The organism is Fischerella sp., from assembly GCF_013388695.1.
In the GTDB taxonomy this organism is placed as follows: domain Bacteria; phylum Cyanobacteriota; class Cyanobacteriia; order Cyanobacteriales; family Nostocaceae; genus PCC9605.
This window is the reverse complement of the sequence record NZ_JACAEU010000150.1, coordinates 87,443-113,103: the sequence shown is the minus strand read 5'-3', so window position 1 is coordinate 113,103 and position 25,661 is coordinate 87,443. Positions and strand designations below refer to the sequence as shown.

Genomic DNA, 25,661 nt, shown 5'->3' with positions numbered 1-25,661 from the left:
TTACCCAAGGAGTGCAGCGATCGCTCTTTATGGATAAGAAATACCATTAATTTGCTTCCCACCTGTATATGGGCCGGGAAACTGAGAAGGTGAAAAAGAATTATACTGCTGTAATCCTGAAGGATTGCCAGAGTTGCTATTTACCCCCGGATTGCTGGGAGTGATAGCACCTTGAGTGGGAGTTTGGGTAATAGGCGCTACCGCAGATGTGCCTGACTGAACACTGGGTATTGCCTGAGTGTCACTTAGATTAGTAGAGATATTGGGAAATTGGTTGGGAATATTAGCGGGATGGGGAGCTAAATTTTGATTGGGGATAGAAGTGGAGTTTTGTGCCAAATTGGTTACTGTTGGCTGAGTATAACCCATTCCGTTTGTCACCGGAGCGATCGCATCTCCATTTAGCCCGGTATTGGACGGCGATCGCCCCAACGGATTTGTTTGAATTGAAGTTACGCCATTCCCAATGGACAGACTTTGGTTTGTTGATTGGTTGAGTGCTGTTTGCAGAGGACTGACTACAACAGTACTTTGAGTAGAGTCAATTTGGTTAGTTAATCCCATCCCCACATTCGTTGAGGATTGTGCTGTATCTATTTGAGCAGACGACGGCGTTAGGCCATTTACCCCTAAAAACTTACTCTCATTTTGAAAATCTTTTAGTTGCAATAAATTTTCTGCTTGTGCTACAAACGGATTTTCTAGCTTTGATATTGGTGCAGAATTAACTTGCTTCAAGCTATTTATTAAATAAGCCTCAGTAGCTGCTGTCTGTTGTTTGCTCACATTGTCTAAAAAAGCTTGGCTGTTGTTTGCTTGGGTGTTTTTAGAATTGCTTACCTTTGAAGGTAGAGTTCCGCGATCAAAGTCATAAAATAGGACTGGCAAGTTATCAATATCCGCAGCAATAGCTTGATCTTCTGCTGACAAAGAAGAGTTTGCGGGCTTTTGTGCAGCAACTTGTTTTTTTTGCCCGAAATGAAATAAATCTGGGTGTGTCCAGTATTCTTTAATTACCAGTCCTACTACAGATAAAAAAATTGCTGTTCCCCAAAAACCAGGTTGTGCTAAATTCCATAACCTGGCTTTGAGATAGCGTAAGTAGGCGGGAGGGTAACGACGATCTGACATGGGCAATTCCTATAAAACCAAGACAGAATATCAAAGCTAGGAGGCAGAGGAGGCGCGGGTTCGCCACCTGCGGGCGAACAAGAAGCGCCGTGGCAGAAGGCGCTCAAATTTTAGATTAGAGAAGGTATTCCCCAGATTTACAAGTACTTATTTAAGTAATGTAAATTTTTAACAATGAAAATTCTACTCCGAGTCCTAGATAAATTTCTCACCCACACTAAAATAGTGATTTTATCCTAACGTTTCAGTAGTTATTAGTCATTAGTTATGCGGTTGCTTTAGTATAAAATTTACATTCAAACATATAAAGGCTGTTTTACTTTTTAAGATAGCCATCCACATAGTTACATCAAACAACGTTCATAAAGTTCATAATGAAGCTAGAAGTTGCTGTTGACTGTTGCAAGTTTAACAGCACAGTTCATTCAACCCACAGTCCCAAATAGCACCACGAGGATTATTTCAGTATAAAAATGGGCACTCCTATTGATAATCTCCGCAATGATATTCCTTTGATTCGGGCAATACATACTGCTGTTAAAGGAAGAGCTAGATACAAGGTAAGTGGACTTCATGATTCGGAAGCTCTCAAAAGATACCTTGAATTGAGATTGTCAGAGGAGGAAATCATTGCACAAGCTCGTGCTAGCCATCTCACAGGCAATGTTCTTGTTATTTTCCATCCAGATAAAAGCCCGAATGCGATCGCCCTGCTTCTCCAAGAGATCGTTTTAGATTACACCAAACAAGCCCGAACATCACCTGTTACTTCAACAGTAACAGGTTTATCTATTGCTAAGGTTCAGGAAAACCTGAAACAATTAGACCAAGCAGGCAATCGACTTGTTCTGGTATCAGTAGCTGTTGGTACCCTGATCTCTTGCACAGTACTACTGCGCGGATATGGACTTGATAAAGCCATTTTGTTAGCAATTCAGAAACTGCACACACCACTTCTCGATCGCATTATGCTTGGTGTCACTTTTCTGGGTGAGCCACTAGTTTTGCTGTTGGTTTGTTTGGGATTGGGAACAGGACTGCGCCATTATAAGCGTCGCTCCGAAATAACTACTTTGACCACAGCTGCATTCGGTGCAATCAGCTTAAATTTTTTACTCAAAGAACTATTTTGTAGAGCACGTCCAGCATTGTGGAATTATATTGTCAATGTGCGTCACTACAGCTTTCCTAGCGGTCATTCAATGGTGTCAATGGTAATTTATGGCTTTCTAGGCTATCTTCTGGCAAAACAATTTCCTCAATACCGAAGACGAATCTTTGCCTTGAGCGCTGTCTTAATTGTGGCGATCGGTTTTAGTCGGCTCTATCTGGGCGTACATTGGCCTACTGATGTGGTAGCTGGCTATGCCGCAGGTTTAGTATGGTTGACAGCCTGTATTCTTAGCTTGGAATTGGAGCAAAAATATCGCTTTTTAGGAGCTAGTGAGTAGTTATTGGTTAGTGGATAGTAGAAGCAGTCAACAACCAACTAACTACTAACTACTAACCACTAACCATTCCTATCGTCGCGCCACCCGCATCAATAAAAATATACCGATTCCTGTAAACACAAAGTTGGGCAACCAAGCCCCTATGAATGGAGAAAGGATATTTGCTTGTGCCATTGCACCAGCAATAAAGTGAAATAAATAATAACTAAATATAACTATAACGCTCACACCAAAGCTTGTGGCTCGCCCCGTACGTTGGGGTATAGTTCCCATTGCTGCACCCACTAAGCCAAAAACTACACAGACAAAAGGCAAGGAAATTCTTTGTTGAATCCGCACTTCTAGTTTGCGAATTTTTTGCTCATCTCCGCCAACACGTTCCAATTCTAATTGTTCTAACGATTGAGCAATACTCATCTCGTCGTAGTCGCGGCTTCTTTGTGCCACATCTAATGCTGTGCGGGGTAGTCTGAGTTGTTGTTTTTCAAATCGCAAAATGTTGCGATAGGAGCGGTCGGGGGCAACTAAATATATAGTACCGTTGTAGAAATCCCAGACATTTTGAGAAGCATTCCATTCGCCTGATTCTGCTACGACAATTTGATTCAAACCCTGTTGAGAACGATCAATAATTGTCAAGCCTTTCATCTGCTTGCCATCAAATTTGTCAGCGTAGAACAAGCGTGTTAATATTTTCTCCTTAGTACCATCTTGTTGCTCAACACTGCGATATTCAGGATAAAAAATATTTTCCTGCTTAAATGTTGGCTTGTCTGATTTGAGTGCTTGGTCTAGGGTCAGAGATGCTTGGTAATTTGCTGCTGGTGCGATTTGCTCGTTAAACACAAATGTCAATCCTGTCACCATGAAACTCAACACTACAGCAGTTAAGACCATGCGATAGACACTCACTCCACAACCACGCAGGGCAATCAATTCGCTTTCGCTAGCTAGACGACTGTAGGTCATCAAAGTAGCTAGCAGTGTGGACATGGGGAAGGCTAAAACAATAAAATTGGGAAATTTTAATAAAAAAACTTTCAAGGCAATGCCTATTGGTAGCCCTGATTCTACTATTTTCCGTACTAAGTCAAATACGGCGTCAATTGTGACACCGAGAGAAGAGAATGCCCCAACTCCAAACAAAAAAGGTGGCAATAATTCGCTCGCGAGGTAGCGATCCATTATGGAAAAGGGCAACAGCGAATTGAGGGTGTAGAAAGATTTGTATTTAGCCATTAGTCAAGAGTCAAGAGTCAAGAGTCAAGAGTCAAGAGTCAAGAGCCATTATTTTTGACTATGGACTTTTGACTATTGACTAAACCTGAAAATTATCGCCCAAATAGTATTGCCGCACCAAGGGATTTTGATAGAGTTCGTCTGCATTGCCAGCAGCGAGGATTTGACCTTCGCGCATGATGTAGGCTCGATCTGTAATGGCAAGGGTTTCGCGGACGTTGTGATCTGTGATTAAGATCCCCATATGGCGATCGCGCAATTTTTCGATAATATGCTGAATTTCCGAAACTGCGATTGGGTCAACTCCCGCAAAAGGTTCATCTAAAAGTAAAAATTTCGGCCCTTCCCTACCAGCTGCTAGTGCTCTTGCCAATTCTGTCCGGCGTCGCTCACCTCCTGATAATTGAATTCCTTTGCTATTAACCACTTTTTCCAAACGAAACTCTTGCAATAATGTTTCCAACCGCTTTGGCCACTCCCAACGTGGCACATTAGTTTGCTCTAGCACCAACAGAATATTATCCCGCACTGACAGCTGCCGAAAAACACTCGCTTCCTGTGCTAGATAACCAATGCCCAATCGCGCCCTTTTATGCATTGGCAGTGAAGTAATATTATCGTGATCTAGCCATACAGTTCCCCGCTCGGGTTTTTCCAGACCTGTGGCTATGTAGAAAGTCGTTGTTTTACCAGCACCGTTCGGGCCAAGTAATCCGACAATTTCACCTTGGGCAACAGAAAGGTTGACGCGATTGACAACCGCTCGCCTGCCATAAGATTTGTGAATATTCTCTAGGACAATTTTCACTTTCTTTGCCCTTTGTTGTTGGTTGTTGGTTGTTGGTTGTTGATTGTTGATTGTTAGTTGTTGGTTGCTTTTGGGTAATTTTTAACTACTAACTACTAACTACTAACTACTAACTACTAACTACTAACCACTAACTACTATCCACCAACCATCAACACTCTTAATTAGAGCGTTGAAAAGGAGCTGTCGCTGGCGCTGGTGAAGTAGCTTGGTTCACTTGGCTATCGTTAACTATGTAGATAGATTCTACCTGACGACCAGCTTTAGGTTGAACAACAAATCGTCCGTTGTCAATCAAATATGTTACCGTCTCACCCCGGATACTATTGCCGCCCTGTTGCAAAACATACACGTTCCCACTTAGAACTATGCGGCGTTCTTTGCTGAAATATTGGGCTTGGGCGGCTGTAGCCTGAATTCCTCGGGCTGCATACACCATTTGCACATTACCACGAGCGGTTGCCACTTGTGTTTTGGCGTCGTATTCTTGTATGTCCGATTTAATCTGGATGGGGCGATTTTCTCCTGATGTTTGTCCTGATGTTTGTGCTGTAGCAATTTGCAGCTGATTGGGGAATGCGATCGCACCTAAAAATGCAGCTGGCAGCATCAACGTTAATGCAGCGCGACGTATCGAAAATAGAGGCAATTGATACCAAGGCATCATAGCAATTTGGGATTTAATATTTTAGCTTGTATTCTAATTATCTCAACTACTTGAGTATGTCAGGATAGCTACTTGCTGAGAATAACTGACGTTTGCCTCAAACTTAAGGTTTCACTACCAACAAAAAAGGGGCATGGGGCATAAAAATTATGAATTATGAATTATGAATTATGAAATTTTTAGCATTCATCATTCATAATTTTCACCTATTTCCTAGTCTCATTCTCTCGCACAATCTTGGGCAAGGGCAAAGCTTCATCTTCACCCAAGTTCATAGTCGCAATTTTTTCTGGCTCTGTTTGTTGTAACGTTCGCAATAACGCGACACTCTGATTTAATAACTCATCTACATCTATGCCACCGTAAACGGATGGGTAACGACGCAAGCGATTGCTGCCTTCTCCGAGCAAAATTGTTGCACCTCGCCAGTTATGATTACCCAGATGATATAGCGCTACGGCAATTTGTAAAATTCCTTGATAAAAGGTTTTTTCCGGCTCTGTTGCTTCTATCCACAGAGCCTCTAAGGTATCATGACAGTCATAGAATTCCCCAGCATTAAACTGCTCTACACCTAGCCAAAATTGCTGGGGCAGGTCATCAGTCATTAGTTATGAATTAGTTATCAATGAATGAATTGCCTTGTTTTGATCTACCAGTTACCAGTGGACAATTACCTGGCCACTGTTTACTGGTTACTGTTCACTGATTCGGTCAACCCATGCCATCTCGCACTTGTTTGATTGTTTCTAGAGAAATTTCTTGTTTGTCTCCAGCAAACTCATTATCTGGGGTGAGGAATAACATGCAGTGGCACTCTTTACGTTCCCGCATTGGTACGCAGGGACAGTTCCAATAAGCAGCGTTCACCTCAGCTTCTTTGTCTTCGTAGTGGCGACAGGGGCATAAAGGAGATCCGAGTTCATCTTTGTGTTTGGCAAGTCCTTCGATTACCACTGCGGTTACAGAAGGTTCAGAACAGAAGTATGTTCCAGTGCGCTTAGCATATTGTTCGGAAAAATGCCGCATTGCTTCTAAATTCTTGTCGCTGGATTTTGAGTTTACTTCTGGTGAGATCATAGGGACGGCTACTCATAATTTACACATTTCTTTGCATTGTACCGCAGCCTTAGTAAGCTATTACTGGGGAGAATCCCCCCTTTTGTTAGCCGCTCCAAATTAGCTATATTTCCTCAAATACTCGTCTGTTCAGCTTTCTGGGATCGCCAACAGCAAGAAGCATAGTTGTTAACTTTTGTAATTTATAGGCATTGGAATTATGAATACATGAAATTTGCATCAACTATGAACTAAAGGTTTGTTGTAGTTGAGTTTCCAGTTTTTGTTCTGATTGCAGAACTATACCAGGACAATCTCTATTCACTACTGCTTGTTCTTGTGGTGCTTGCAGACTTTGCCACAATACCCAACGACTACCATCAGGAAGCGAGGAGAGAGTTAAGGGGTTTTGTGTCAGCCAAATCAAGGGGTAGCTTGTAGGAAGGGGATTGGTAGCATCTTCGCTAAAGTTAGTTGCTGCCAGGGTTTCCATCATAACGCGATCGCCTTTAACTAAACCAGTAGATGCTGTCCACAGTTGCACCTGCATTTGCTGCCGCTGTGCATAAAAATACAGCGAAGCTGCGGCAATTACTGCTTGTTCAAAGTTGGATTCTTCCCAGTTAGCACTGCTATCAAGGGCGATAACCGTCTCACGTCCAGCAGTAACAATTTCTAACTCCCGCACTCGTAATTCTCCGTAGCGGGCGCTAGTGCGCCAGTGAATAAGACGCATGGGATCGCCAATGCGGTAAGGACGTAGCGATCGCACAAGTCCTTCATTTGCTGTCTGCAAGGGTTTGCCACGGGGATCGCCATTGAGGCTATCATCTTGCCCAATTTTATCAATCAGGGGACAGCTAACCAGAGGTAAGACTGGAGGATACACAATCGCCCTCGCTGCACAGTCACGCTGGCGGCGACACCAAAATAATCCCAAGGGCGCACCACTTCCGAGTTCGACTGTATGCCAGCGATACACACCCCGTCGTTGGGTAGGGTAGTAGTATACCCAGCGGTAACTGTTTTGGGGTGGAATAGTTTCTATTGCTTGCTGTTGTGGTTTTCCCAAGACAAAGGGAAGTATATCTGCGACTTGCAACAAGTTCACAGATTGCTTGGTGGAATTGATGATTTCTAATTCAACCTTCAAATTATCCCCAGCGGTGACTGACTCGATGGGACGGCGATTGACAACTAAACCAAACAGCGATCGCGGTGGTAACACAGATGCTATCCCCAATAAAGCAAAACTGACCCCACTAATCGCATAAAGCCAGCCAGCCATCGTATTGATACCAGCCCCAAAAAAACAAATGGCAATTCCCATCAGTACCCAACCACTGTATGCAGGGGTAGAAGCACGGATTTCTAGCCAAGTGGTAATGCGTTTGATGATTTTCATAGTTGTCAAGGAAGGAGGAGGATAGTAGTTAGTGGATAGTGGTTAGTGGTTAACAACTATCCACTAACTACTAACTACTAACTACTAACTTTCAAAGCTAACCTACCAATGCCTGAAATTCACATTACCTAAGGGTTTTCCTGAAGAGTTGATGAAGATAATCTTTTAAATAGGTAGATTAACTGAGAAGATTTACAATCTAAGAAAGTCTTTTGTCGATTTTCAAATTAAGTTAAACCTTTGCTCCGAAATTTAAATGTCATTTATATTTGCCAGGGGAAACGCTAATGGACGAAGAAATAACGTCCCAGATTTTGACTTCCAAGTTACCGCATCTACCGCTACCACCACCGCCCAAGAATATATTGCGGGAAAGAATAGAACCAACACAGAAAAAGGTTATTTCTATTCAACAGATGGTTCGCGATGCCTATACTCAAAAAGCTTCTGATATTCATATTCGTGTTGGTGAGATACCCCGATTTCGGATTCGGGGTCAAATGGTGACATATAAATCTGGAGAGACAGTTACACCAAAAATTTTTGAAGGGTATCTATCAGAAATCCTCTCCCCATTTCAGCGTCAGCATTTTGCCGAAAATAAAGAATTAGATGCAGCAATTTTTTATCCAGGGTTTTTGCGCTGCCGTGTCAACTGTTTTGAAACTTTGACTGGCGGAGCAATGGTATTAAGGCTAATTACACTCGAAGTGCCTTCGATTGATAATTTAGGTTTGCCGCTTGTTCTCAAAGAAATTATTAACAAAAAACAGGGATTAATATTAGTCACAGGTTCAACTGGTGCGGGTAAATCTACCACCCAAGCGGCAATGATTCGCTATCTCAACGAGACAGTTCAGAAACACATTATTACCATTGAAGATCCAATCGAATACATTCACTCCTCTCAAAAAAGTTTAATCAGTCAGCGGGAAGTGGGGTTGCATACCCATGGATTTCATCAAGCTTTGCGATCGGCGTTGCGGGAAGATCCGGATGTAATATTAATTGGGGAAATGCGCGATCGCATGACCGTGGATACTGCCATCAAAGCAGCACAGACTGGTCACTTAGTTATCGGAACGTTACATACAAAAAATGCGATCGCTGCTATTAATCGCTTGCTCAATATTTATAATCCTGATGAGCAAGCAGCTGCAAAAGTACAAATCCTTGACTCACTAGTCGCTGTCATTGCCCAAATTTTGCTGCCAACAACAGATGGAAAGCGCACGGCGGCTATGGAAATTTTGATTAATACACCCGCTATGCAAGATTTCCTACTCAAAGGTGAAGAAATAGAAGCCTTCCAACTAATGGAAAATAGCACCAATGAAGGTATGCAAATTATGAATCAAGCCCTCTGTCAGTTGATGCTATCTGGTCAAATTAGTATTGAAGATGCCGTCAATGTTTCACCAGATATTGGTGACTTGCGGCGTCGCGCCCGCAATGATGGTATCAATCCATCTCATTCTAGCCGTCGAGATTTTTATACTAGTTACAATTACAATCCCCGGTAACTAGGAGTTAGGTATACCCCTGTTCAGATGTTTATCTCAGAAATGGATTTTTCTTGGTGTCTATGTACCTTTGTGGTGAAAAAAAATAATTTTTGAACCACTAAGACACTAAGACACAAAGGTAAAGCAAATGAATATGCTTTGAGCTGATAATACTGAATAGGTGCAAGATATAAGCCAATAAAAAAAATCTGGGGTCAGGTCTTAAAAAATATAATTTATGGATGATAAATTGATGATGTGATGCACCCGATAGGGAGAATATTTCTTCTGACAAAATTCAAAATGAGATAAAAATAGCTTCGTCTTTATCCCATCCAGCACCCTGACAAAAGCCATCTACCCAAGAAGCAAGTTTACAGGCTTTATTGGTAGGTGGTAAATAAAACTGATCTTTAAAGTTTGTTTGTGGTATTGTCGCAAGCTTGCCTTGGTTTCCTACATCGCTAGCAACCATTACAGATGGTAAAAGCTGCCTGTCACCTTCCACCTTGCTGGCAAAAACTACTGATGCCACAGGTTTGCTATTGTTTTCATTTGTGCGAATCACTGCTGGTGCTAGTATGGGCTTGCCGTTACTTTCGGGTTTGTGAATCACTGCCAATGCAGGCGCAGGCTTGCCGTTGCTTTCAGCTTTCCTAATCACTGTTAGCAATGGTTTAGACTTACCGTTGCTTTCTGACTTGTGAATCACTGCTAGTGTTGGTACAGACTTCCTATGATTTTCCACTTCGGTGGTAGCTGTACTCGCAATCAACGATTTGCTATTACCTGTGTTACGCCTGACAACAACTCCGTCAGTTTCTAAACGTCTTTCAGACAGGTGCAAACCTGATGATGAAAGTGCAACTTGAAGTGTAGGATTAGCTTTCCCGTTAGTTTGTTTTTCGGGAAGTATCCTTTTTAAATGAGAGTTGGTTTGATTGTGATGTGCATCTGTATCATAACTATCTTGATTATCTTCTTCGATTAAATGCAAGTTTTCTTCAGGATTGAAATTAAGACCTAAAGCTGCAACTATTTGGTCGGGATTGTTATTTAGTTCCGAAAGAAAAGGAAGAATTTGATCCAGTTGGGGTTCTAAAACTGACAGAGTTGCCAAAATAAAACCAGAGGAAGGTCGGCGCTGACCATCATAGGTTCCCCATATTCGCATTTTTACCAGCCAAGGACGATTTTTATAATAGTATTCCACCCACTTTAGTTTTAAAGATTCACGCAGCTGCTGAATATTCATCGGATATCTCGCTTCAGTTAACAAGAGTGCAGGCCTCTCTATAGGCTATTAATAAACCTCTTATCCTTGCGGATGAAACCGATAATAGAGCATCTTTGTAACTCTTTGATTGTTTACTAGATGCTTTTCAACCACCAAAGGCACTTCACTGGGATGGACGCCACTATACCAAACCATATCTGGTAGCACCAGCACCATTGGCCCATTGCCGCATTGTCCCAAACAGCTGCTACCTGTTACCGTGACTTCAGGGATAGATATAGCTTCAAAAGCTACTAATACTTTAGCAGCGCCTTGCTTGCGGCAAGTACGATTTTGGCAGACGCGGACGCATCGAGGATAAACAGGAGGTGTTACAGGTGAGTTTGATGATTTAGAAATACTGTTCATTTGTCATTTGTCCTTGGTCATTAGTCATTGGTCATTGGTAAAACAAATGACCAATGACTAATGACTAATAGCTATTCTGGTGAAAGTCCTTTTGATTGTAGCCATTCACGGTTAAAGATGCGTGACTGGTAACGGGAACCGCTATCACACAAAATAGTGACAATAGTATGTCCTGGCCCCATTTGTTTTGCTAAAGCAACAGCTGCGGCGACGTTGATTCCTGTAGAACCGCCCATAAACAAGCCGTCTTTCCGCAGCAGTTGATAAACTACCCGTAGGGCTTCTTTGTCATCTATCTGGATGGCATCATCAGCTGGTGCGCCTTCCATATTTGCAGTGACACGGCTATTACCGATGCCTTCAGTGATGGAATTGCCTTCTATTTTGATTTCACCAGTTTTAATGTAGCTATATAAACCACTACCCATTGGATCGGCAACTACGCATTTAATATCCGGATTTTTTTCTTTCAGGAACATAGACACACCTGCATATGTGCCGCCAGTTCCGGTTGATGTCACCCAAGCGTCAATTTTACCGTCTGTTTGCATCCAAATTTCTGGCCCGGTAGTTTCATAGTGGGCGTGACGGTTGGCTAAGTTATCAAACTGATTTGCCCAAATGGCGTTTTCCATTTCAGCAGCTATTCTGCCAGATAGCTTGACGTAATTGTTGGGGTCTTTATAAGGTACAGCAGGGACGGGACGGACTTCTGCACCTAATACCCTCAAGGCATCCATCTTTTCTTGAGACTGGGTATCAGGAATGATAATCAAGCATTTGTAGCCTTTGGCATTGCAAATATGTGCCAGTCCAATGCCAGTATTGCCAGCTGTTCCTTCTACGACAGTACCACCCGGTTTAATCAAGCCTTTTTCTTCTGCATCTTGAATAATATAAAGTGCCGCGCGGTCTTTGACGGAACCACCAGGATTGAGAAATTCTGCTTTACCGAGAATTTCGCAGCCAGTTTCTTCGCTAAAGCTGTTTAACCGAATTAATGGCGTGTTGCCGACAGTGCCTACAAAGCCGTTCTTGATATCCATTTTAAATTTACCTATGTTCTTCTTATAAAAATTCTTACTTATAGCGGTGCTGGGATTTAAGCTTAATTCATCCCTAAATTCAAATCATTGTCTGGACAATTATGTCTCTCAAACAAAAAGAGCGATCGCCCCACTAATAGAGCGATCGTCTAGATCTTATCAATTCCAAAAATTTATTAGCCTACTACAGCTAGTTTTAATCTTTCGCAACGTTAATACGTGAATTCTACAAAAGATTTTACTTGGTGTCTTAGTGTCTTTGTGGTTAAAAAGACATTATTTTTCACCACAAAGGCACTAAGACACAAAGGTAATAATTCATTCACAAAATATAAAAAATCTCACCTCCATAATGAAGGTGAGGTTCTTTAACTAAGTAAAATTACTTATTGGGTTGAGGAGTCATCCGTAGATAAGGCTTGACTTCCTGATACCCTTTGGGGAATTTCTCCTTCAGCACTTCTGGATCTTTCAGTGAGGGGACTATAACGCAATCATCACCATCTTTCCAGTCAGCTGGTGTAGCAACGCTGTAATTATCAGTCAGTTGCAACGAATCAATCACCCGCAGAATTTCATCAAAGTTGCGTCCGGTGCTGGGGGGATAAGTCAAAGTCAGACGCAGTTTCTTGTTGGGGTCGATGATAAACACTGTCCGCACAGTTACGCTGGCGTTGGCGTTGGGGTGAATCATGTCGTAAAGGTCAGAAACTTTACGATCTGCATCTGCCAGAATTGGGTAGTTAAGGGTGGTGCTTTGTGTTTCTTCGATATCACCAACCCAGCCTTTGTGTGATTCAACGTCATCAACGCTGAGGGCTATGACTTTGACATTACGCTTGTCAAATTCTGGCTTGAGTTTGGCAACGACACCTAACTCAGTGGTGCAAACAGGTGTGTAGTCTGCGGGGTGGGAGAACAGCACTACCCAGCTGTCACCTGCCCATTCATAAAAATCGATGTCGCCGTGTGTAGAGGCTTGGGTAAAATTCGGGACTGTATCACCTAGATGGAGAGCCATGATTTAATTTCCCTGCAAATCAACAAAGTATACGTATCCTATTTTGCCATGATGGCATAAAACACCGGTTCTCCGATAGGGCTATTGTGGTTCGCAACAAAATTTTAGGTAGCGAAATCAAAATTCAACCCACATAGAGTTAAAAAATTAGTAGCTTTAAAAGCTTTAATAGCTTTTAAAGGAAGAATATTTACGGTGCTGAATCTCTAGATATTCTAGTATTTTTTAATGCAAAATTTGCCTGCTGAAATTCATTTCTTGGAACTTGTAGTTATAACTAGTCTTATTGGGCACCATAGGTTCCTTGAATCCAACACCAATGTCAGCTATTCAGCCGAAAAATCAACCTTCTAAATCTAGATTTTTAATTATATTTGGATTGGCGATCGCACTTACTCTCGGATATGCAGCTTTTACATTATTTATTTATGTCTTGCTTTTTGCCACAATCCTGAGCAATGCAGATTTGAGACACCTCTTGCTCTATTCCTGTAACTGTACCAGGGGCGATCGCTAAGGAAGAGAACAGGGGGTGATTGCTGGTTGTCATCTAGTCCTACTTGAATTAAATTTGGTCAATAGTCACTAGTCAAAAAACTCTGGACTATTGACTATTAATTATTAACTAAAATAAATCCAAATCAGTAACTGCACCAAGACTGCTAGAAGATACCAATTTGGCATACTTAGCCAGCACACCAGTAGTGTAACGTGGTGGACGGGGTCGCCAAAGAGCGCGACGACGAGCTAATTGTTCATCAGATACGTGCAGGTGCAATAAACGAGCATGAGCATCAATAGTGATCGTATCGCCTTCTTCTACTAGAGCGATCGCACCTCCAACCGCCGCTTCTGGTGCAACGTGCCCAACGACCATACCGTAAGTACCGCCGGAGAAACGCCCATCGGTGATTAACCCCACACTATCACCCAAACCTGCACCGATAATTGCTGAAGTGGGAGCGAGCATTTCTCGCATACCGGGGCCGCCCTTGGGGCCTTCGTAGCGGATGACAATCACATCACCCTTGTTGATTTTCTTTGCCAGAATCGCCTCTAAACAAGATTCCTCTGATTCAAAAACTCGTGCTGGTCCAGTAATTTTAGGAACTTTTATACCAGTGATTTTTGCTACTGCTCCCTCTGCTGCCAGATTCCCTTTCAGGATAGCTAAATGTCCTTGCGGATACATCGGGTTGCCCCAAGCACGAATCACATCTTGGTTTGGTGACGGTTCATTGGGTACGTCTGCCAACACTTGTGCAATCGTTTCACTACTTATGGTGAGGCAATCTCCGTGCAGTAAATCATGCACTAGTAGCATTTTCATGACCTGGGGAATACCACCAGCTTGATGTAAATCTGTAGCCACGTACTTACCGCTGGGTTTCAAATCGCACAAAACTGGAACACGAGCACGGATCGCTTCAAAGTCGTCTAGGCTTAGTTCTACACCAGCAGCACGGGCGATCGCCAAAAAATGCAACACGGCATTTGTGGAACCACCCACCGCCATAATTACTGAAATTGCATTTTCGATAGATTTGCGGGTGATAATCTGACGGGGTAAGATTTGCTTACGAATTGCTTCTACTAAAACAAATGCCGATTTTTCTGTGCTGTCGGCTTTTTCTGAATCTTCTGCTGCCATTGTTGAAGAATAGGGCAAACTCATCCCCATTGCTTCAAACGCACTAGACATGGTGTTAGCTGTGTACATTCCTCCGCACGAACCTGCACCAGGACAGGCACGGCGTTCAACTTCTAATAACTCATCCTCGTCGATTTTCCCGGCGCTGTATTCGCCTACCGCTTCAAAACAACTGACGACGGTTAAGTCGCGTCCGTTGTAGTGTCCGGGTTTAATCGTACCGCCATAAACAAAGATGGCGGGAATGTTCATCCGGGCGATCGCAATCATTGCTCCTGGCATATTTTTATCGCAACCGCCGATCGCCAGCACTCCATCCATACTTTGTCCGTTGCAAGCTGTTTCGATGGAGTCGGCAATTACTTCTCGCGACACCAAGGAGTATTTCATCCCCTCGGTTCCCATCGAAATGCCATCGCTAATCGTAATTGTGCCGAATATTTGCGGCATCGCGTTGGCGTTGTTGATGCCTATTTCTGCCCTTTGTACCAGTTTGTTGATCCCCATATTGCAAGGGGTGATGGTGCTGTATGCGTTAGCAATCCCAACAATTGGTTTAGTAAAATCTTGATCTTGAAATCCAACGGCACGCAACATGGCACGATTGGGCGATCGCTGCACTCCTTGGGTGACAACTCTGCTTCTAAGATTTTCTGACATTTTGATTTCCTTAGACTCCTGAAATGCTTCTGTAGGAGCATCATAGATAGAAATTTTTCATATGTCCAATATATATTTATTCATAATTGAAACTTTTAAAATATCAAAACTATGGAACTACGACACCTGCGTTACTTGATTGCCGTAGCGGAGGAACTGCACTTTAGTCGAGCTGCTGAACGACTGCACATAGCCCAACCGCCTTTAAGCCAGCAAATTCAACAACTCGAAGCAGAATTAGGAGTGGAATTATTTCATCGCAAAACCAAGCGCCAGGTACAACTGACGGAAGCAGGAAGAGTATTTTTACGTGAGGCTTATCAACTGCTAGCACAGCTGGAACAGGCAATTGAGTTAACGCGCCGCACGGGTAGGGGAGAAACAGGACAATTGCAGGTAGGGTTTGTTAGTTCTGTCACCTATAACGTGCTACCTGCGATCTTGCAAGCCTTCCGCCAAAAGTTTCCCGAAGTGGAATTAGTATTGCAGGAATTAACGACAGCAGAGCAGGAGGTGGCGCTACGCAATCAACACATCCAAGTCGGCTTTGTGCATCCTCCTTTAGAAGATGATACCTTCAGTTGGAAATGCATTCAGCAAGAAAATCTGGTTGTAGCTTTGCCTGCAACCCATCCTTTAGCGAAACAAGAACGAATTGCAGTGCGATCGCTAACGGATGAATTGTTTATTTTATTCCCCCGCCATCTAGGAATTGGACTTTACGACAAAATAGTTGCTCTGTGTCAGCAAAGTAACTTTACACCGAAAGTTGCACAAGAAGCTATCCAAATGCAAACTATCATTGGACTAGTTTCTGCTGGAATGGCAATTGCAATTGTGCCGTCTTCTTTGCAAAATCTTCAGCGTATGGGTGTAGTGTATCGAGCGATCGCACAAGCAACACCGTTAGTAGAAACAGCAGTGATGTGGCAACCACAGAAAGAAACACCAGTACTGCGGCAATTTCTCACAGTTGTCGAGAGGGTTTGTGGTTGATTAATTTAGGTGCGATCGCTAATTTAGTTACCGTTAAAACTACTTATATGTGAATAGTGATGTGGAGCATGTTTTAAGAGTAGCAAAAAACTCGTGAAGAGTTATTCAACTTAATAGGTAATTAACCAGAGTTGTTTAATCCAAATCAGAATTGAGTGACTGTTACGTTAATACCAGAATCTAGTTGTTTGGGAGTCTGGAAATACTCTATTTGAGTATGTTGAGGAGTTGGATTATTTTTTTGCTTTTCGCATTCCTCCAAAATACGACCTAGATTGTTAATTAACTCAAGCGGATCAATCTTTTGGCATCCTTGCTCGCGTACCACTGAAATTGAACCTGAAGTTTGTTGGAGATGATGATTTCGGTTAATGACATTAACCCAGTTACCATTAATCGTGACTGGTTGGGTTATCAAAGAAGCAGCTTTTTGATTGCCAGATTCTTTGGCAGGACGAACATTTGTTTGGTCAGCAGAGGCATTCGGAGTCACACCAAGCGCACCAATCATAACGATCAAAGCTAGGAGCAACAATTTCATAAATTAAAGACCTCAAAGTTAATTAAATGCCCACTATTAATTTTGGCTTCTAAAACTTCAAGGCGCATCAGCGTAAATATCTGCGTAAAAATTAACCGTTATATTTTTAAAGATAGCGCGATTGTAATGGGTGAACGTTGGCGAGAAACTTGTGAAGCTATAAATGTAACTTCCTAACACTTGATTGTACTAATTGCGAATGCAGCCCCTCAAGTTGCAGATGCCCTAGCAGCGTTATTGCGTTTCAAGTTATCTATGCACTGAGGCGATCGCCAATTAAAACTCTATAGATAATTTCATCCCTAAGATAGAGGAGATTATTCTCTACAGAGGTTTTCATCTTTACTTTTGTGTCATTCGATTTGTTGAGTTAACCACCTCAAAGTTTTTCTCTAATTACAAGCCCGATTTTATGTTGCAACTTTGGGAAAATTACTGCCCAGAAGTTGAAGCATTATTTTATTTTGACCCTGATATTGTCAATAAAAGTCCTTGGGATTTTTACGTAGAGTGGGTTAGTCGTGGTATTACCCTATGCGAAGATGCCTACGATTATATGCCCGCCAATCATCCTTATCGACTTGCTTGGAAAGAACTTGCTGAACGCTACGGTTTTGTTTGCCATCGCGAACTAGACCGATATTACAATTCTGGCTTTATTGGGCTGAAGCAAAACCAGAAGTCCGTACTTGAAATATGGCAGAAATTACTAGAAACCTTTGAGTCCGCAGGATACATCAAGCTCAGTGATTTCCTTCTTGCTTTAGGGCGTTATCCCTATTTCCAAAGCGATCAATGCGTCCTTAACTTGGCACTGATGTTGTCTTCTGAACCATTGAGTACTGTCAGTAAAATGGGAATGGATTTTGGTGGTGTTACTGTGAACATTATGTCTCATGCATCAGGAGGGCAGATAAAACCCTGGCGAAAACAACTTATTTTCCAAGCTTTAGGAGGTGCACCTCCAACTTTGACAGATAAAGCATATTGGCAACACACTCAGGCACCAATTCGACTTTATTCTCAATCCTATTACTTCCGCAAAAAAATTGCTCTTCGTTGTGCTGCTGCGATCGGGCGTTTTATCCATCGCGCCTATTAGGAATTATCTATGTTGCTGTTCCATTGCCATCCAGTCTAAGGTAGCATGGCATTGGAACAGGCTTTGACTGCTCCTACTTCTTGGATTGTTACACCGTAGAGTAAAAGCTTTTCGGTTAGTGTAGTTTTACCCGCGTCTGGGTGAGAAATAATCGCAAAGTTACGACGGCGATCCATCTCTTAAGATTTATTCTTCAGCGCTGTCAAACAAGTAAAAAGTAAAAAGATAAAAGTAAAAAGAAATCCTCATATATAAATCTAGGGGCTTGAAACAAGGACATCTTTATGTTTCTCCATCAATAAATTCACTCTCTTGTATCCTTTTGAGATCAAGACAAAAAGAAATATTTTTCTTTCTTTTACCTTTTTACTTTTGAATTTTAACTTAAAAGATGGTCAAGTTATGTTTAAATATGTATTATTAACTATTTTATCTGTATTTATTGTTACTTTTAATCCTACTGTCTTTGCCCATCAAGTGAAAACAACAGCGCAAGTAGGTGCAACTCTCCATATTGAACCAAATGATACTCCTAGATCCGGAGAACCTACAACAGTTTGGTTTGCCCTCACCCGTAAAGGTGGTAAGGTGATTCCACTGGCAGAGTGCAATTGTCAGTTAGCTGTTTACGCTGAACCTTATGCCTCTGGAGAACCACCACTTTTGGAACCAACTTTAGAATCAGTCTCGGCAGAGCGTTATCAAGGAATACCTGGAGCGAAATTTACATTCCCCAGACCAGGAACTTATCAGCTACATTTGCGTGGTGAATCAACAGCACAAGCAAGTTTTAAACCATTTAATTTGAAATTTAATGTTACTGTAGCAGCAGGAAAATCAGTACGAGAAAATACACAAGATTTACAAGATATTAACCAGAACATTCCCAACACACAAACTAGGACAGCGCTACCGTGGGCGATCGCTGGTTTTGGTTTGATAACAATTGGTTTTTTATTCTTTTTAGTGCAACGAGTTAATAGGAATAGGGATAGTAGTTAGTGGTTGGTGGTTAGTAGTTAGTAGTTAGTGGTTAGTAGTTAGTGGTTGGTTGTTATTCTCCCACTCTCCCACAGCCCCCAACCCCAGAGGGGACCCCTAGCCCCCACTCCCCCACTCTCCCACTTCCCTACTCTCCTACTCTCCCCACGTACCCTAATCCCTAGTCCCTACTTATGTCGCTGTTTATGCCACTGCCATGCATGGCTAATAATTTCTTCTAAGGATGAATATTGTGGTTGCCAGCCTAAGATTTTTTTAGCTTTGTCGCTACTACCAATCAGAACAGGTGGATCGCCAGGACGGCGATCGCACTCTGTGACTTTAATATCCGCACCCGTTACATGTTTGGCTGTATCAATAACTTCTTTAACAGAGAAACCATTACCATTTCCTAAATTAAACACTCCGCTGTCGCCGCCTTTCAATAAATATTCCAAGCCCAAGACATGAGCATCAGCCAAATCATTAACGTGTATGTAATCTCTAATACAAGTACCGTCGGGAGTGGGGTAATCAGTGCCGAAAACCGATATAGATTCGCGTTTACCCAAAGCAGTTTGCAGAACTAAGGGAATTAAATGAGTTTCTGGGTTATGGTCTTCCCCTAACAAACCACCGGGATCGGCTCCAGCGGCGTTGAAATAGCGGAAAATTACTGATTTAAAATCATAGGCGGCATCAAAATCAGAGAGAATTCGCTCTACCATCAGCTTGGTAGCGCCATAGGGATTGATCGGATTTTGGGGATGGTCTTCTGGAATAGGTATGACCTCGGGGACTCCATAAGTTGCACAAGTAGAAGAAAATACAAATTTATTTACAGAAGCTGCTAGCATCGCTTCTAGGAGGGTCAGAGTGCCTAAGACATTGTTGCGATAGTATTTAGCAGGGTCGATCACTGATTCTCCCACATAGGCGTAGGCAGAAAAGTGCATCACAGCCGCAATTTCACGACTTTGAAATAACCGATCCAGTAGTGAGCGATCGCTTGTATCACCTACTACCAACTCTACTTTTAAAGCTGTTTCTACCAAGTCACGATGTCCATACACTAAATTATCGAGAATTACGACCTCATACCCAGATCGCAGCAAAGCAAGCACAGCATGGGAACCAATATATCCAGCCCCTCCCGTTACCAAAATTGTAGGCTTTTCAGGCGACATCGTTTTTCCTTTTGCTTAGTTAACTACTTCATTAAATTAATTTACCTGAACCACATTACTGATCTAGAAAATTACAAATACTGCGGTCAGTTGAAAAAATTTGCTCTAAAATCACTACGACGGTGGTCTTTGTGTGAGGGGGAGCCACCCCCGTGCGGAGATATCCCTCCGCTTTTGGGGAGTGGCGTTATGAGGAATTTGAGGTCAGATAACAGTGCTATTACTACTTATTTGACGCTAAAATAACTCAAATGCCCAAAATTGCTAGGCTGACCGCACCAGAAGATTTGAGAGTAAATTTATGTTTGTACTATTAAGCCGGGTTCTTCTTTGGCTGCTTCTCTTAGCGGTTTTAGTCTCCTTGTTCCAAAGATTTTATCCCACAGGAACTTTTGTCGGACGATTGTTCTTGGTCATTTTTCTGATGCTCGTCTTGTTATGGTTTGTTAACCCGAATGAGCCAGCAATCTCCGCATTGTGGGAGGTAATATCATTTCCGCTCAAGCCTTTAGGAGCATCAATTTTGCTGTTGCTGTTTGCTGCTCAGAAAATCAAGGGCGGAGCAATAGACAAACCAGGAGGTATGTATCTTGCTTGGGCCTTAACGATTCTGCTTTTGGCTAGTACACCAGCTGTAGCCTACTTTCTGCTTCGGTCGCCGATCGCCAAGATTGGTAATTCTGACTTAGCTTTCATAAGTACACCAACATCGGGGGTACTGGTGGCATTAAAACAAGACCCTAATGTAGAGAGCATATCAGATATGGCGGGTGATGGGGCGATCGCGCAACTGGGATTAAATTCTATGGACGCGAAAGTCGCACCTTATCTGTTGCAAACTCCAGCCGAAATTGCCAGACGTGGGTTGCGATTGGAAGATTTTATACCCAATGCCCAAACTTTGGCACTGACAACGCGAGTGTGGGAAAGTTATCTCAACCAGGTTTACGTTTTCTTGCGTGGTAGACAGCCATATGTGAGTCGCAGGATAGCACAAAAGGACTATTGCAATTAAGTTAATATACTTATCCTGACATCATAACTTAAATGTAGTCAAAGCCATCCGAAAATCTTTACCCAATCATTCTTCCAATATCCTCTTGACAAAAGTGCAGTTTTATCGGTGGTAAATTGACAGCCATAAGGCTAAAAAAGCAGCATCTAAAAAGGCCACAATGCTACATTTGTAGCTGACTGGCCTTGTTTAAACTTTATTTCTATCTGTAGCCAGAGATAGCCAGATTTTGGCCTGCCCAAGATTATATAAGGTATAAAATTGCTGGAATGGCACAAAGACGACGCCTTGCTATACTTGCTGCTTACCTGCGTCCCCATTGGCAAGAGGCAACATTAGGTATTGTTGCTTTGTTAACTGTCAATGGGCTGGGTGTTTATATTCCTTTATTGATTCGTACTTGCGTTGACAAACTCTCGGGAACATTTAGCTTAAATCAATTATTAAATTACATAGTGCCCATTGTTTTGTTGACTTCGGCAATGTGGCTGATTCGTATGGCCTCCCGCATCTGGATATTTGGTGTAGGGCGTCAGGTAGAATATGAACTGAAACAGCGGATTTTTGAACATTTACTCAAACTAGAACCCTCATATTTTGCAACCAATACCGTAGGTGATTTGATTAGTCGCGCTACAAGTGATGTGGACAACATCCGGCGGTTGTTGGGTTTTGCTGTTCTGAGTTTGGCAAATACCGTGTTTGCCTACAGCCTGACACTGCCAGTCATGCTATCTATCAATGTAGAGATGACATTAGCATCACTGGCAGTATATCCTTTTATGTTCTATGTGGTGCATCTGTTTAGCGATCGCCTCCGCAATGAACAATTAGCAGTACAGGATCGACTTTCTGACCTTAGCGACTTAATCCAAGAAGATATCAGCGGCATCGCCCTAATAAAAATTTATGCCCAAGAGGAAAATGAGCGCCGGGCTTTTGCTAAAAAAAATCAGCATCTGCTGCAAGCTAACCTCAAACTAGCAAAAAGCCGAAATACGCTGTTTCCCTTGATTGGCGGACTAGCCAATATCAGTTCGCTAGTCATCATCTTGCTCGGATCAACGCGGATAGCCTCTGGAACGCTTGATGTTGGTGATTTTGTCGCCCTGCTTCTGTATGTAGAGCGTTTGGTTTTCCCCACCGCCCTATTAGGTTTCACAATCACTGCTTATCAACGAGGTGAAGTGAGTGTCGATCGCATCGAGTCAATTTTAACGGTAACACCCGAGATCAAAGACGAAACAGATTCAATTCATCTACCCACAGAGGAAGTGCAAGGGAAACTGACAGCGAAAAACCTCAGTTACACATATCCTGGTGCTGCCACTCCCGCTTTAGACAATATCAGCTTTACTATCACACCCGGGGAAACTGTAGCAATTGTGGGAGCCATTGGTTCAGGGAAATCTACCTTGGCAAATGCTTTACCTCGCTTGTTAGATATCGAACCAGGCCAGTTATTTTTGGATGAGGTAGACATTACTAAAATTGCCCTAGCAGATTTACGCAGTGCGATCGCCTACGTTCCCCAAGATAGTTTTCTCTTCAGCACCACCATCAAAAATAATATCCGCTATGGCGATCCCGTCGCCGAACAACAAAAAGTAGAATCATCCGCCAAAACTGCCCAAATTCACCCAGAAATCATCAATTTCCCCCAGCAATATGAAACCATCGTCGGAGAACGCGGTATTACTCTTTCTGGTGGACAGCGGCAACGCACCACCCTTGCGAGAGCAATGTTAATTGATGCCCCAGTTTTAATTTTGGATGATGCCCTTTCCAGCGTTGACAATCAAACAGCTACAACAATCTTAAAAAATCTTTCTGGGGGTACAAAACGCAAAACTGTAGTTTTCATCACTCACCAACTGTCCGCTGCTGCCGCTGCTGACCGAATTTTTGTCATGGATAAAGGTAAAATCGTCCAGATGGGTACACAGATAGAGCTTTTGCAACAACCAGGTCTATACAGAACTTTATGGAGTCAGCATCAGGTAGAGGAATTACTGCATTAAAGGGGATTGGGACTGGGGATTATGGTTCATAACGAATTTAAATTAAAAAACTCTGCGTGCCTCTGCGCTTACTCTGCGTGCCTCTGCGTTTAAATAAAGCATTTTTAAACCCACCTTCGTAGGCAAAAAACCTCACAGCCTGCGAAGGCAGGCTTTGTTCGTACAGCCCCACCCTTCTAGGGTGCAGGCATTTCTAAATCAAACTCTTGCAGGCAAAGAAATCCTTGTAGGTGCTTCTAAACTCGCATCTTGCGTACTATCAATTTCTGACGATACCAACAATTCTCGAATCAACCTGGCGATCGCTTTTTGCGCCAACTGGCTGGCAATTTGTTGTCCCAAACGCTGCACTCCGGGATTTACCAACATTTGGGCTAGTTGCGGAGCAAGCTGCGTCGGGTCAAAGCCACGAGTTTCGCGGAGAATATTTAATATTCGTTTGATATGCTCCAAGGTTTGTTGTTGCTCATCTGTAGCAGCAGGCGTTTCGTTAATTGCTGTGACACCAACCCGTTCCCGCAGTAGGTATGTGAAGTTGTGCAGAATATTTTTACTCAATGCTTCTACACTTTTCACAAATTCATCCACCAAGCGATCGCGAATGAAAGCACCGCGTTCGGAAGTGAGAAAATCTACCCCTTGATTCAATACCAAATTCAAGTCATAGTCTTGATTGTTACGAGCATTGCGTAACAAGTTTTCCAAGCGGTTCCAGCGGAAACGACCTTCTTTGAAAAGCAGATCCCGCAGCGATGCTCTTAATTCTGGTGCTGGATCGGTTAACAATCGTTTAGCAACGTAAGGATAAGCCTCACTCAAGACTTTGAAGTTGGGGTCAATATAGATAGCGATACCTTCCAGCGTTACCAGAGAACGAATAATCAAAGCGTAGTAGGGAGGTACGCGGAAGGGATACTCATACATCAAAGCCGATAGTTCATCAGTGATGCTTTTAATGTTCAACTCAGCTACACTAGCTCCCTGAGCATTGGCAAATACTTTGGCAAATGCCGGAATAATCGGCGTTAAATCTGTCTCCGGTGAGAGAAAATCTAACTTGACGTAGTCGTATGCCAATCCTTCAAAGTCACGGTTAACTACATGAACAATGGCTTCAATTAAACCGTAACGCTGTGGCGGCTTAATCTCGCTCATCATGCCAAAGTCCAGATATGCCAATTTCCCATCGGTGGTGGCTAACAAATTACCAGGGTGGGGATCGGCGTGGAAAAATCCATGTTCTAGCAACTGTCGCAAGGAACACTGCACTCCCACTTCAATTAAATAGCGGGCGTTGATGCCTTGGGCGCTAATTTTTTCTGGTTCAGTTAATTTTGTACCGTTAATCCACTCCATCGTCAAAACGCGACGGTTGGTGTATTCCCAGTAAATTTTCGGTACGTAAACGTCTTTAAGATGACCGTATAACTGATAAAAGCGCTCAGCATTTTCTCCCTCGTGAATGTAGTCCATCTCTTCAAAGATGCGATCGCCTAATTCATCGAGGATACCTACCAAATCGCTGCGGATGCGTTTAAAATTTTTCTGCGCCCATCCTGCTAATTGCCGTAAGATAAACAAGTCAATAGCAATCCGTTCTCGCAAGTCAGGACGTTGGACTTTGACGGCGACTTCCTCACCAGTTTTCAGCTTACCTTTGTATACTTGCCCCAAGGAAGCGGCGGCGATTGGTTCTGGTGAAAGTTCCTCGTAAACCTCCTGTGGAGGTGCGCCTAATTCTTCTTCTATAAATTGATAAGCTATTTCGTTGGGAAAGGGTGGCAACTTGTCTTGCAGCTGGGTAAGTTCCTCTAGGTACACCGGAGGAACTAGATCAGGTCGGGTAGACAATGCTTGTCCGATTTTAATATAGGCAGGGCCTAAATTTGTTAGGATTTCTCGCAGGCGAATTGCTCGGCGACGGTCATTTTTAACGGCTATTCCCCATTTGCTATCCAACCATGCACCAAGAGCAAAGCTGATCGTTGGTGTCAAAACCGCGATAATGCGTCGCAAAACTTGCAGGGGACGACTTTTATAGTAGATCTTGATCGCCTGCGGATCGTATCGCAATGCTGCCTCAGGTTCAATTGTGGAACTGACCAGCCCTCTATGTCCTTGAGCTTCTTCTAGTGCTGGTAAACTCACAACAGATGCTTTAGCACCATTGTCCGGTACTACTTCATAATCAACTTCCAGGGAAGTAGGGGAAACTGTTTTTGCATTCATGAGCTTACCACCGCATCGGAGCTATTATGTTAAGTATTGTAACAATTTGTTGAGAGAGTAGGTTTCTAAAAAAAGGCATAAACCAAAATAAGACAGCTATCCTGGAGGCAGGAGGAGCACCCCGGCAGGAAGCAGAAGGTAGAAACTGGGAGAAAGCCCAAAGAAAGAGCAAGGCAAGAATTTTCATTAGTACTGTAATTTACAGTTCATGACGGCTATTTATATCAATACATTATCGATTCCAAAGCAGGAGTAATTAAGAAGGTTCATAGCTAGATTGCTATACTTACTAAAGCCAAAA

General features: G+C 42.7%; 23 protein-coding genes and 1 pseudogene. 7 read left to right on the top strand and 17 right to left on the bottom strand.

The window, feature by feature from the left end; all coding sequences use genetic code 11:
* Positions 1 to 27: 27 nt before the first annotated feature.
* The gene (locus HXY43_RS20525) at positions 28 to 1,131 is read right to left on the bottom strand and encodes a hypothetical protein (protein ID WP_290886931.1); all 1,104 of its coding nucleotides are present in this window, start codon (positions 1,129 to 1,131) and stop codon (positions 28 to 30) included.
* A 473-nt stretch (positions 1,132 to 1,604) separates the two neighbouring features.
* On the opposite strand from HXY43_RS20525, the gene HXY43_RS20520 reads away from it, so the two are divergent.
* A complete protein-coding gene (locus tag HXY43_RS20520) occupies positions 1,605 to 2,582 on the top strand; it encodes a phosphatase PAP2 family protein (protein ID WP_290886929.1) in 978 nt (325 codons plus the stop codon).
* Between the two features lie 69 nt (positions 2,583 to 2,651).
* Here the strand turns inward: HXY43_RS20520 and HXY43_RS20515 are convergent, their stop codons facing one another.
* The 6 genes from HXY43_RS20515 to HXY43_RS20490 form a co-directional block, all read right to left on the bottom strand.
* Positions 2,652 to 3,767 (bottom strand): LptF/LptG family permease, encoded by a 1,116-nt coding sequence (locus HXY43_RS20515; protein ID WP_035139650.1) that lies wholly within the window; start codon positions 3,765 to 3,767, stop codon positions 2,652 to 2,654.
* Between the two features lie 133 nt (positions 3,768 to 3,900).
* Complete coding sequence (lptB, locus tag HXY43_RS20510) at positions 3,901 to 4,629, bottom strand: LPS export ABC transporter ATP-binding protein (protein WP_026731613.1); 729 nt, start codon at positions 4,627 to 4,629, stop codon at positions 3,901 to 3,903.
* Between the two features lie 160 nt (positions 4,630 to 4,789).
* Entirely contained in the window at positions 4,790 to 5,296 is a 507-nt protein-coding gene (locus HXY43_RS20505) for an LptA/OstA family protein (RefSeq protein WP_290886925.1), read from the bottom strand.
* A 206-nt stretch (positions 5,297 to 5,502) separates the two neighbouring features.
* Positions 5,503 to 5,904 carry a DUF309 domain-containing protein gene (locus tag HXY43_RS20500; RefSeq protein WP_290886922.1) on the bottom strand — a complete coding sequence of 134 codons (402 nt, stop codon included), beginning with the start codon at positions 5,902 to 5,904 and terminating at the stop codon, positions 5,503 to 5,505.
* 106 nt (positions 5,905 to 6,010) lie between these two features.
* Positions 6,011 to 6,376 (bottom strand): ferredoxin thioredoxin reductase catalytic beta subunit, encoded by a 366-nt coding sequence (locus HXY43_RS20495; RefSeq protein ID WP_026731616.1) that lies wholly within the window; start codon positions 6,374 to 6,376, stop codon positions 6,011 to 6,013.
* A 223-nt stretch (positions 6,377 to 6,599) separates the two neighbouring features.
* Positions 6,600 to 7,760: a DUF58 domain-containing protein gene (locus HXY43_RS20490; RefSeq protein ID WP_290886918.1), complete on the bottom strand. Its 1,161-nt coding sequence runs from the start codon at positions 7,758 to 7,760 to the stop codon at positions 6,600 to 6,602.
* A 287-nt stretch (positions 7,761 to 8,047) separates the two neighbouring features.
* On the opposite strand from HXY43_RS20490, the gene HXY43_RS20485 reads away from it, so the two are divergent.
* Positions 8,048 to 9,283 (top strand): type IV pilus twitching motility protein PilT, encoded by a 1,236-nt coding sequence (locus HXY43_RS20485; protein ID WP_290886915.1) that lies wholly within the window; start codon positions 8,048 to 8,050, stop codon positions 9,281 to 9,283.
* Between the two features lie 280 nt (positions 9,284 to 9,563).
* Here HXY43_RS20485 and HXY43_RS20480 read toward each other — a convergent pair whose 3' ends face one another.
* From HXY43_RS20480 to ilvD, 6 genes are all read right to left on the bottom strand, one after another.
* The gene (locus tag HXY43_RS20480) at positions 9,564 to 10,520 is read right to left on the bottom strand and encodes a DUF5331 domain-containing protein (protein ID WP_290886912.1); all 957 of its coding nucleotides are present in this window, start codon (positions 10,518 to 10,520) and stop codon (positions 9,564 to 9,566) included.
* 60 nt (positions 10,521 to 10,580) lie between these two features.
* Positions 10,581 to 10,910 carry a (2Fe-2S) ferredoxin domain-containing protein gene (locus tag HXY43_RS20475; RefSeq protein WP_290886909.1) on the bottom strand — a complete coding sequence of 110 codons (330 nt, stop codon included), beginning with the start codon at positions 10,908 to 10,910 and terminating at the stop codon, positions 10,581 to 10,583.
* Positions 10,911 to 10,981: 71 nt separating this feature from the next.
* Positions 10,982 to 11,956: a cysteine synthase A gene (locus HXY43_RS20470; protein WP_290886906.1), complete on the bottom strand. Its 975-nt coding sequence runs from the start codon at positions 11,954 to 11,956 to the stop codon at positions 10,982 to 10,984.
* A gap of 382 nt (positions 11,957 to 12,338) precedes the next feature.
* Complete coding sequence (locus tag HXY43_RS20465) at positions 12,339 to 12,977, bottom strand: peroxiredoxin (RefSeq protein WP_026731622.1); 639 nt, start codon at positions 12,975 to 12,977, stop codon at positions 12,339 to 12,341.
* 418 nt (positions 12,978 to 13,395) lie between these two features.
* On the bottom strand, positions 13,396 to 13,527 hold the full coding sequence (locus HXY43_RS20460; RefSeq protein WP_290886902.1) for a hypothetical protein: 132 nt from the start codon (positions 13,525 to 13,527) through the stop codon (positions 13,396 to 13,398).
* 75 nt (positions 13,528 to 13,602) lie between these two features.
* Complete coding sequence (ilvD, locus tag HXY43_RS20455) at positions 13,603 to 15,288, bottom strand: dihydroxy-acid dehydratase (RefSeq protein ID WP_290886899.1); 1,686 nt, start codon at positions 15,286 to 15,288, stop codon at positions 13,603 to 13,605.
* Between the two features lie 111 nt (positions 15,289 to 15,399).
* Here ilvD and HXY43_RS20450 point away from each other — a divergent pair, with 111 nt between their 5' ends.
* Positions 15,400 to 16,284 carry a LysR family transcriptional regulator gene (locus tag HXY43_RS20450; RefSeq protein WP_290886896.1) on the top strand — a complete coding sequence of 295 codons (885 nt, stop codon included), beginning with the start codon at positions 15,400 to 15,402 and terminating at the stop codon, positions 16,282 to 16,284.
* 145 nt (positions 16,285 to 16,429) lie between these two features.
* On the opposite strand, the gene HXY43_RS20445 is transcribed toward HXY43_RS20450, so the two are convergent.
* Positions 16,430 to 16,825 (bottom strand): hypothetical protein, encoded by a 396-nt coding sequence (locus HXY43_RS20445; RefSeq protein ID WP_290886893.1) that lies wholly within the window; start codon positions 16,823 to 16,825, stop codon positions 16,430 to 16,432.
* Between the two features lie 412 nt (positions 16,826 to 17,237).
* Here HXY43_RS20445 and HXY43_RS20440 point away from each other — a divergent pair, with 412 nt between their 5' ends.
* Positions 17,238 to 17,927, top strand: a complete 690-nt coding sequence (locus HXY43_RS20440; protein ID WP_290886891.1) for a hypothetical protein — start codon at positions 17,238 to 17,240, stop codon at positions 17,925 to 17,927.
* Positions 17,928 to 17,939: 12 nt separating this feature from the next.
* On the opposite strand, the pseudogene HXY43_RS20435 reads toward HXY43_RS20440, so the two are convergent.
* Positions 17,940 to 18,103, bottom strand: a pseudogene (locus HXY43_RS20435) (GTP-binding protein); the annotation flags it as partial.
* A 226-nt stretch (positions 18,104 to 18,329) separates the two neighbouring features.
* Between HXY43_RS20435 and HXY43_RS20430 the strand changes: the two are divergent.
* Complete coding sequence (locus HXY43_RS20430; protein ID WP_290886888.1) at positions 18,330 to 18,929, top strand: hypothetical protein; 600 nt, start codon at positions 18,330 to 18,332, stop codon at positions 18,927 to 18,929.
* Between the two features lie 167 nt (positions 18,930 to 19,096).
* Here HXY43_RS20430 and galE read toward each other — a convergent pair whose 3' ends face one another.
* A complete protein-coding gene (gene galE / locus HXY43_RS20425) occupies positions 19,097 to 20,095 on the bottom strand; it encodes a UDP-glucose 4-epimerase GalE (RefSeq protein WP_290886885.1) in 999 nt (332 codons plus the stop codon).
* A gap of 301 nt (positions 20,096 to 20,396) precedes the next feature.
* Between galE and HXY43_RS20420 the strand changes: the two genes are divergently transcribed.
* The gene (locus tag HXY43_RS20420) at positions 20,397 to 21,110 is read left to right on the top strand and encodes a hypothetical protein (protein WP_290886882.1); all 714 of its coding nucleotides are present in this window, start codon (positions 20,397 to 20,399) and stop codon (positions 21,108 to 21,110) included.
* Positions 21,111 to 21,379: 269 nt separating this feature from the next.
* Positions 21,380 to 23,131 carry an ABC transporter ATP-binding protein gene (locus HXY43_RS20415; RefSeq protein ID WP_290886879.1) on the top strand — a complete coding sequence of 584 codons (1,752 nt, stop codon included), beginning with the start codon at positions 21,380 to 21,382 and terminating at the stop codon, positions 23,129 to 23,131.
* Positions 23,132 to 23,329: 198 nt separating this feature from the next.
* Here the strand turns inward: HXY43_RS20415 and HXY43_RS20410 are convergent, their stop codons facing one another.
* Positions 23,330 to 25,360: an AarF/ABC1/UbiB kinase family protein gene (locus tag HXY43_RS20410; RefSeq protein WP_290886876.1), complete on the bottom strand. Its 2,031-nt coding sequence runs from the start codon at positions 25,358 to 25,360 to the stop codon at positions 23,330 to 23,332.
* Positions 25,361 to 25,661 lie beyond the last annotated feature (301 nt).

What these genes read in the sequence shown, in the direction of transcription:
- HXY43_RS20520 (WP_290886929.1), top strand. Translation starts at nt 1,605, where the DNA reads ATGGGCACTCCTATTGATAATCTCCGCAATGATATTCCTTTGATTCGG.
- HXY43_RS20500 (WP_290886922.1), bottom strand. Translation starts at nt 5,904, where the DNA reads ATGACTGATGACCTGCCCCAGCAATTTTGGCTAGGTGTAGAGCAGTTT.
- HXY43_RS20450 (WP_290886896.1), top strand. Translation starts at nt 15,400, where the DNA reads ATGGAACTACGACACCTGCGTTACTTGATTGCCGTAGCGGAGGAACTG.
- HXY43_RS20525 (WP_290886931.1), bottom strand. Translation starts at nt 1,131, where the DNA reads ATGTCAGATCGTCGTTACCCTCCCGCCTACTTACGCTATCTCAAAGCC.
- HXY43_RS20490 (WP_290886918.1), bottom strand. Translation starts at nt 7,760, where the DNA reads ATGAAAATCATCAAACGCATTACCACTTGGCTAGAAATCCGTGCTTCT.
- galE (WP_290886885.1), bottom strand. Translation starts at nt 20,095, where the DNA reads ATGTCGCCTGAAAAGCCTACAATTTTGGTAACGGGAGGGGCTGGATAT.
- HXY43_RS20505 (WP_290886925.1), bottom strand. Translation starts at nt 5,296, where the DNA reads ATGATGCCTTGGTATCAATTGCCTCTATTTTCGATACGTCGCGCTGCA.
- HXY43_RS20465 (WP_026731622.1), bottom strand. Translation starts at nt 12,977, where the DNA reads ATGGCTCTCCATCTAGGTGATACAGTCCCGAATTTTACCCAAGCCTCT.
- HXY43_RS20440 (WP_290886891.1), top strand. Translation starts at nt 17,238, where the DNA reads ATGTTGCAACTTTGGGAAAATTACTGCCCAGAAGTTGAAGCATTATTT.
- HXY43_RS20470 (WP_290886906.1), bottom strand. Translation starts at nt 11,956, where the DNA reads ATGGATATCAAGAACGGCTTTGTAGGCACTGTCGGCAACACGCCATTA.
- HXY43_RS20410 (WP_290886876.1), bottom strand. Translation starts at nt 25,360, where the DNA reads ATGAATGCAAAAACAGTTTCCCCTACTTCCCTGGAAGTTGATTATGAA.
- HXY43_RS20415 (WP_290886879.1), top strand. Translation starts at nt 21,380, where the DNA reads ATGGCACAAAGACGACGCCTTGCTATACTTGCTGCTTACCTGCGTCCC.
- HXY43_RS20495 (WP_026731616.1), bottom strand. Translation starts at nt 6,376, where the DNA reads ATGATCTCACCAGAAGTAAACTCAAAATCCAGCGACAAGAATTTAGAA.
- HXY43_RS20515 (WP_035139650.1), bottom strand. Translation starts at nt 3,767, where the DNA reads ATGGATCGCTACCTCGCGAGCGAATTATTGCCACCTTTTTTGTTTGGA.
- HXY43_RS20480 (WP_290886912.1), bottom strand. Translation starts at nt 10,520, where the DNA reads ATGAATATTCAGCAGCTGCGTGAATCTTTAAAACTAAAGTGGGTGGAA.
- HXY43_RS20460 (WP_290886902.1), bottom strand. Translation starts at nt 13,527, where the DNA reads ATGACAACCAGCAATCACCCCCTGTTCTCTTCCTTAGCGATCGCCCCT.
- HXY43_RS20475 (WP_290886909.1), bottom strand. Translation starts at nt 10,910, where the DNA reads ATGAACAGTATTTCTAAATCATCAAACTCACCTGTAACACCTCCTGTT.
- HXY43_RS20485 (WP_290886915.1), top strand. Translation starts at nt 8,048, where the DNA reads ATGGACGAAGAAATAACGTCCCAGATTTTGACTTCCAAGTTACCGCAT.
- HXY43_RS20445 (WP_290886893.1), bottom strand. Translation starts at nt 16,825, where the DNA reads ATGAAATTGTTGCTCCTAGCTTTGATCGTTATGATTGGTGCGCTTGGT.
- HXY43_RS20430 (WP_290886888.1), top strand. Translation starts at nt 18,330, where the DNA reads ATGTTTAAATATGTATTATTAACTATTTTATCTGTATTTATTGTTACT.
- ilvD (WP_290886899.1), bottom strand. Translation starts at nt 15,288, where the DNA reads ATGTCAGAAAATCTTAGAAGCAGAGTTGTCACCCAAGGAGTGCAGCGA.
- HXY43_RS20420 (WP_290886882.1), top strand. Translation starts at nt 20,397, where the DNA reads ATGTTTGTACTATTAAGCCGGGTTCTTCTTTGGCTGCTTCTCTTAGCG.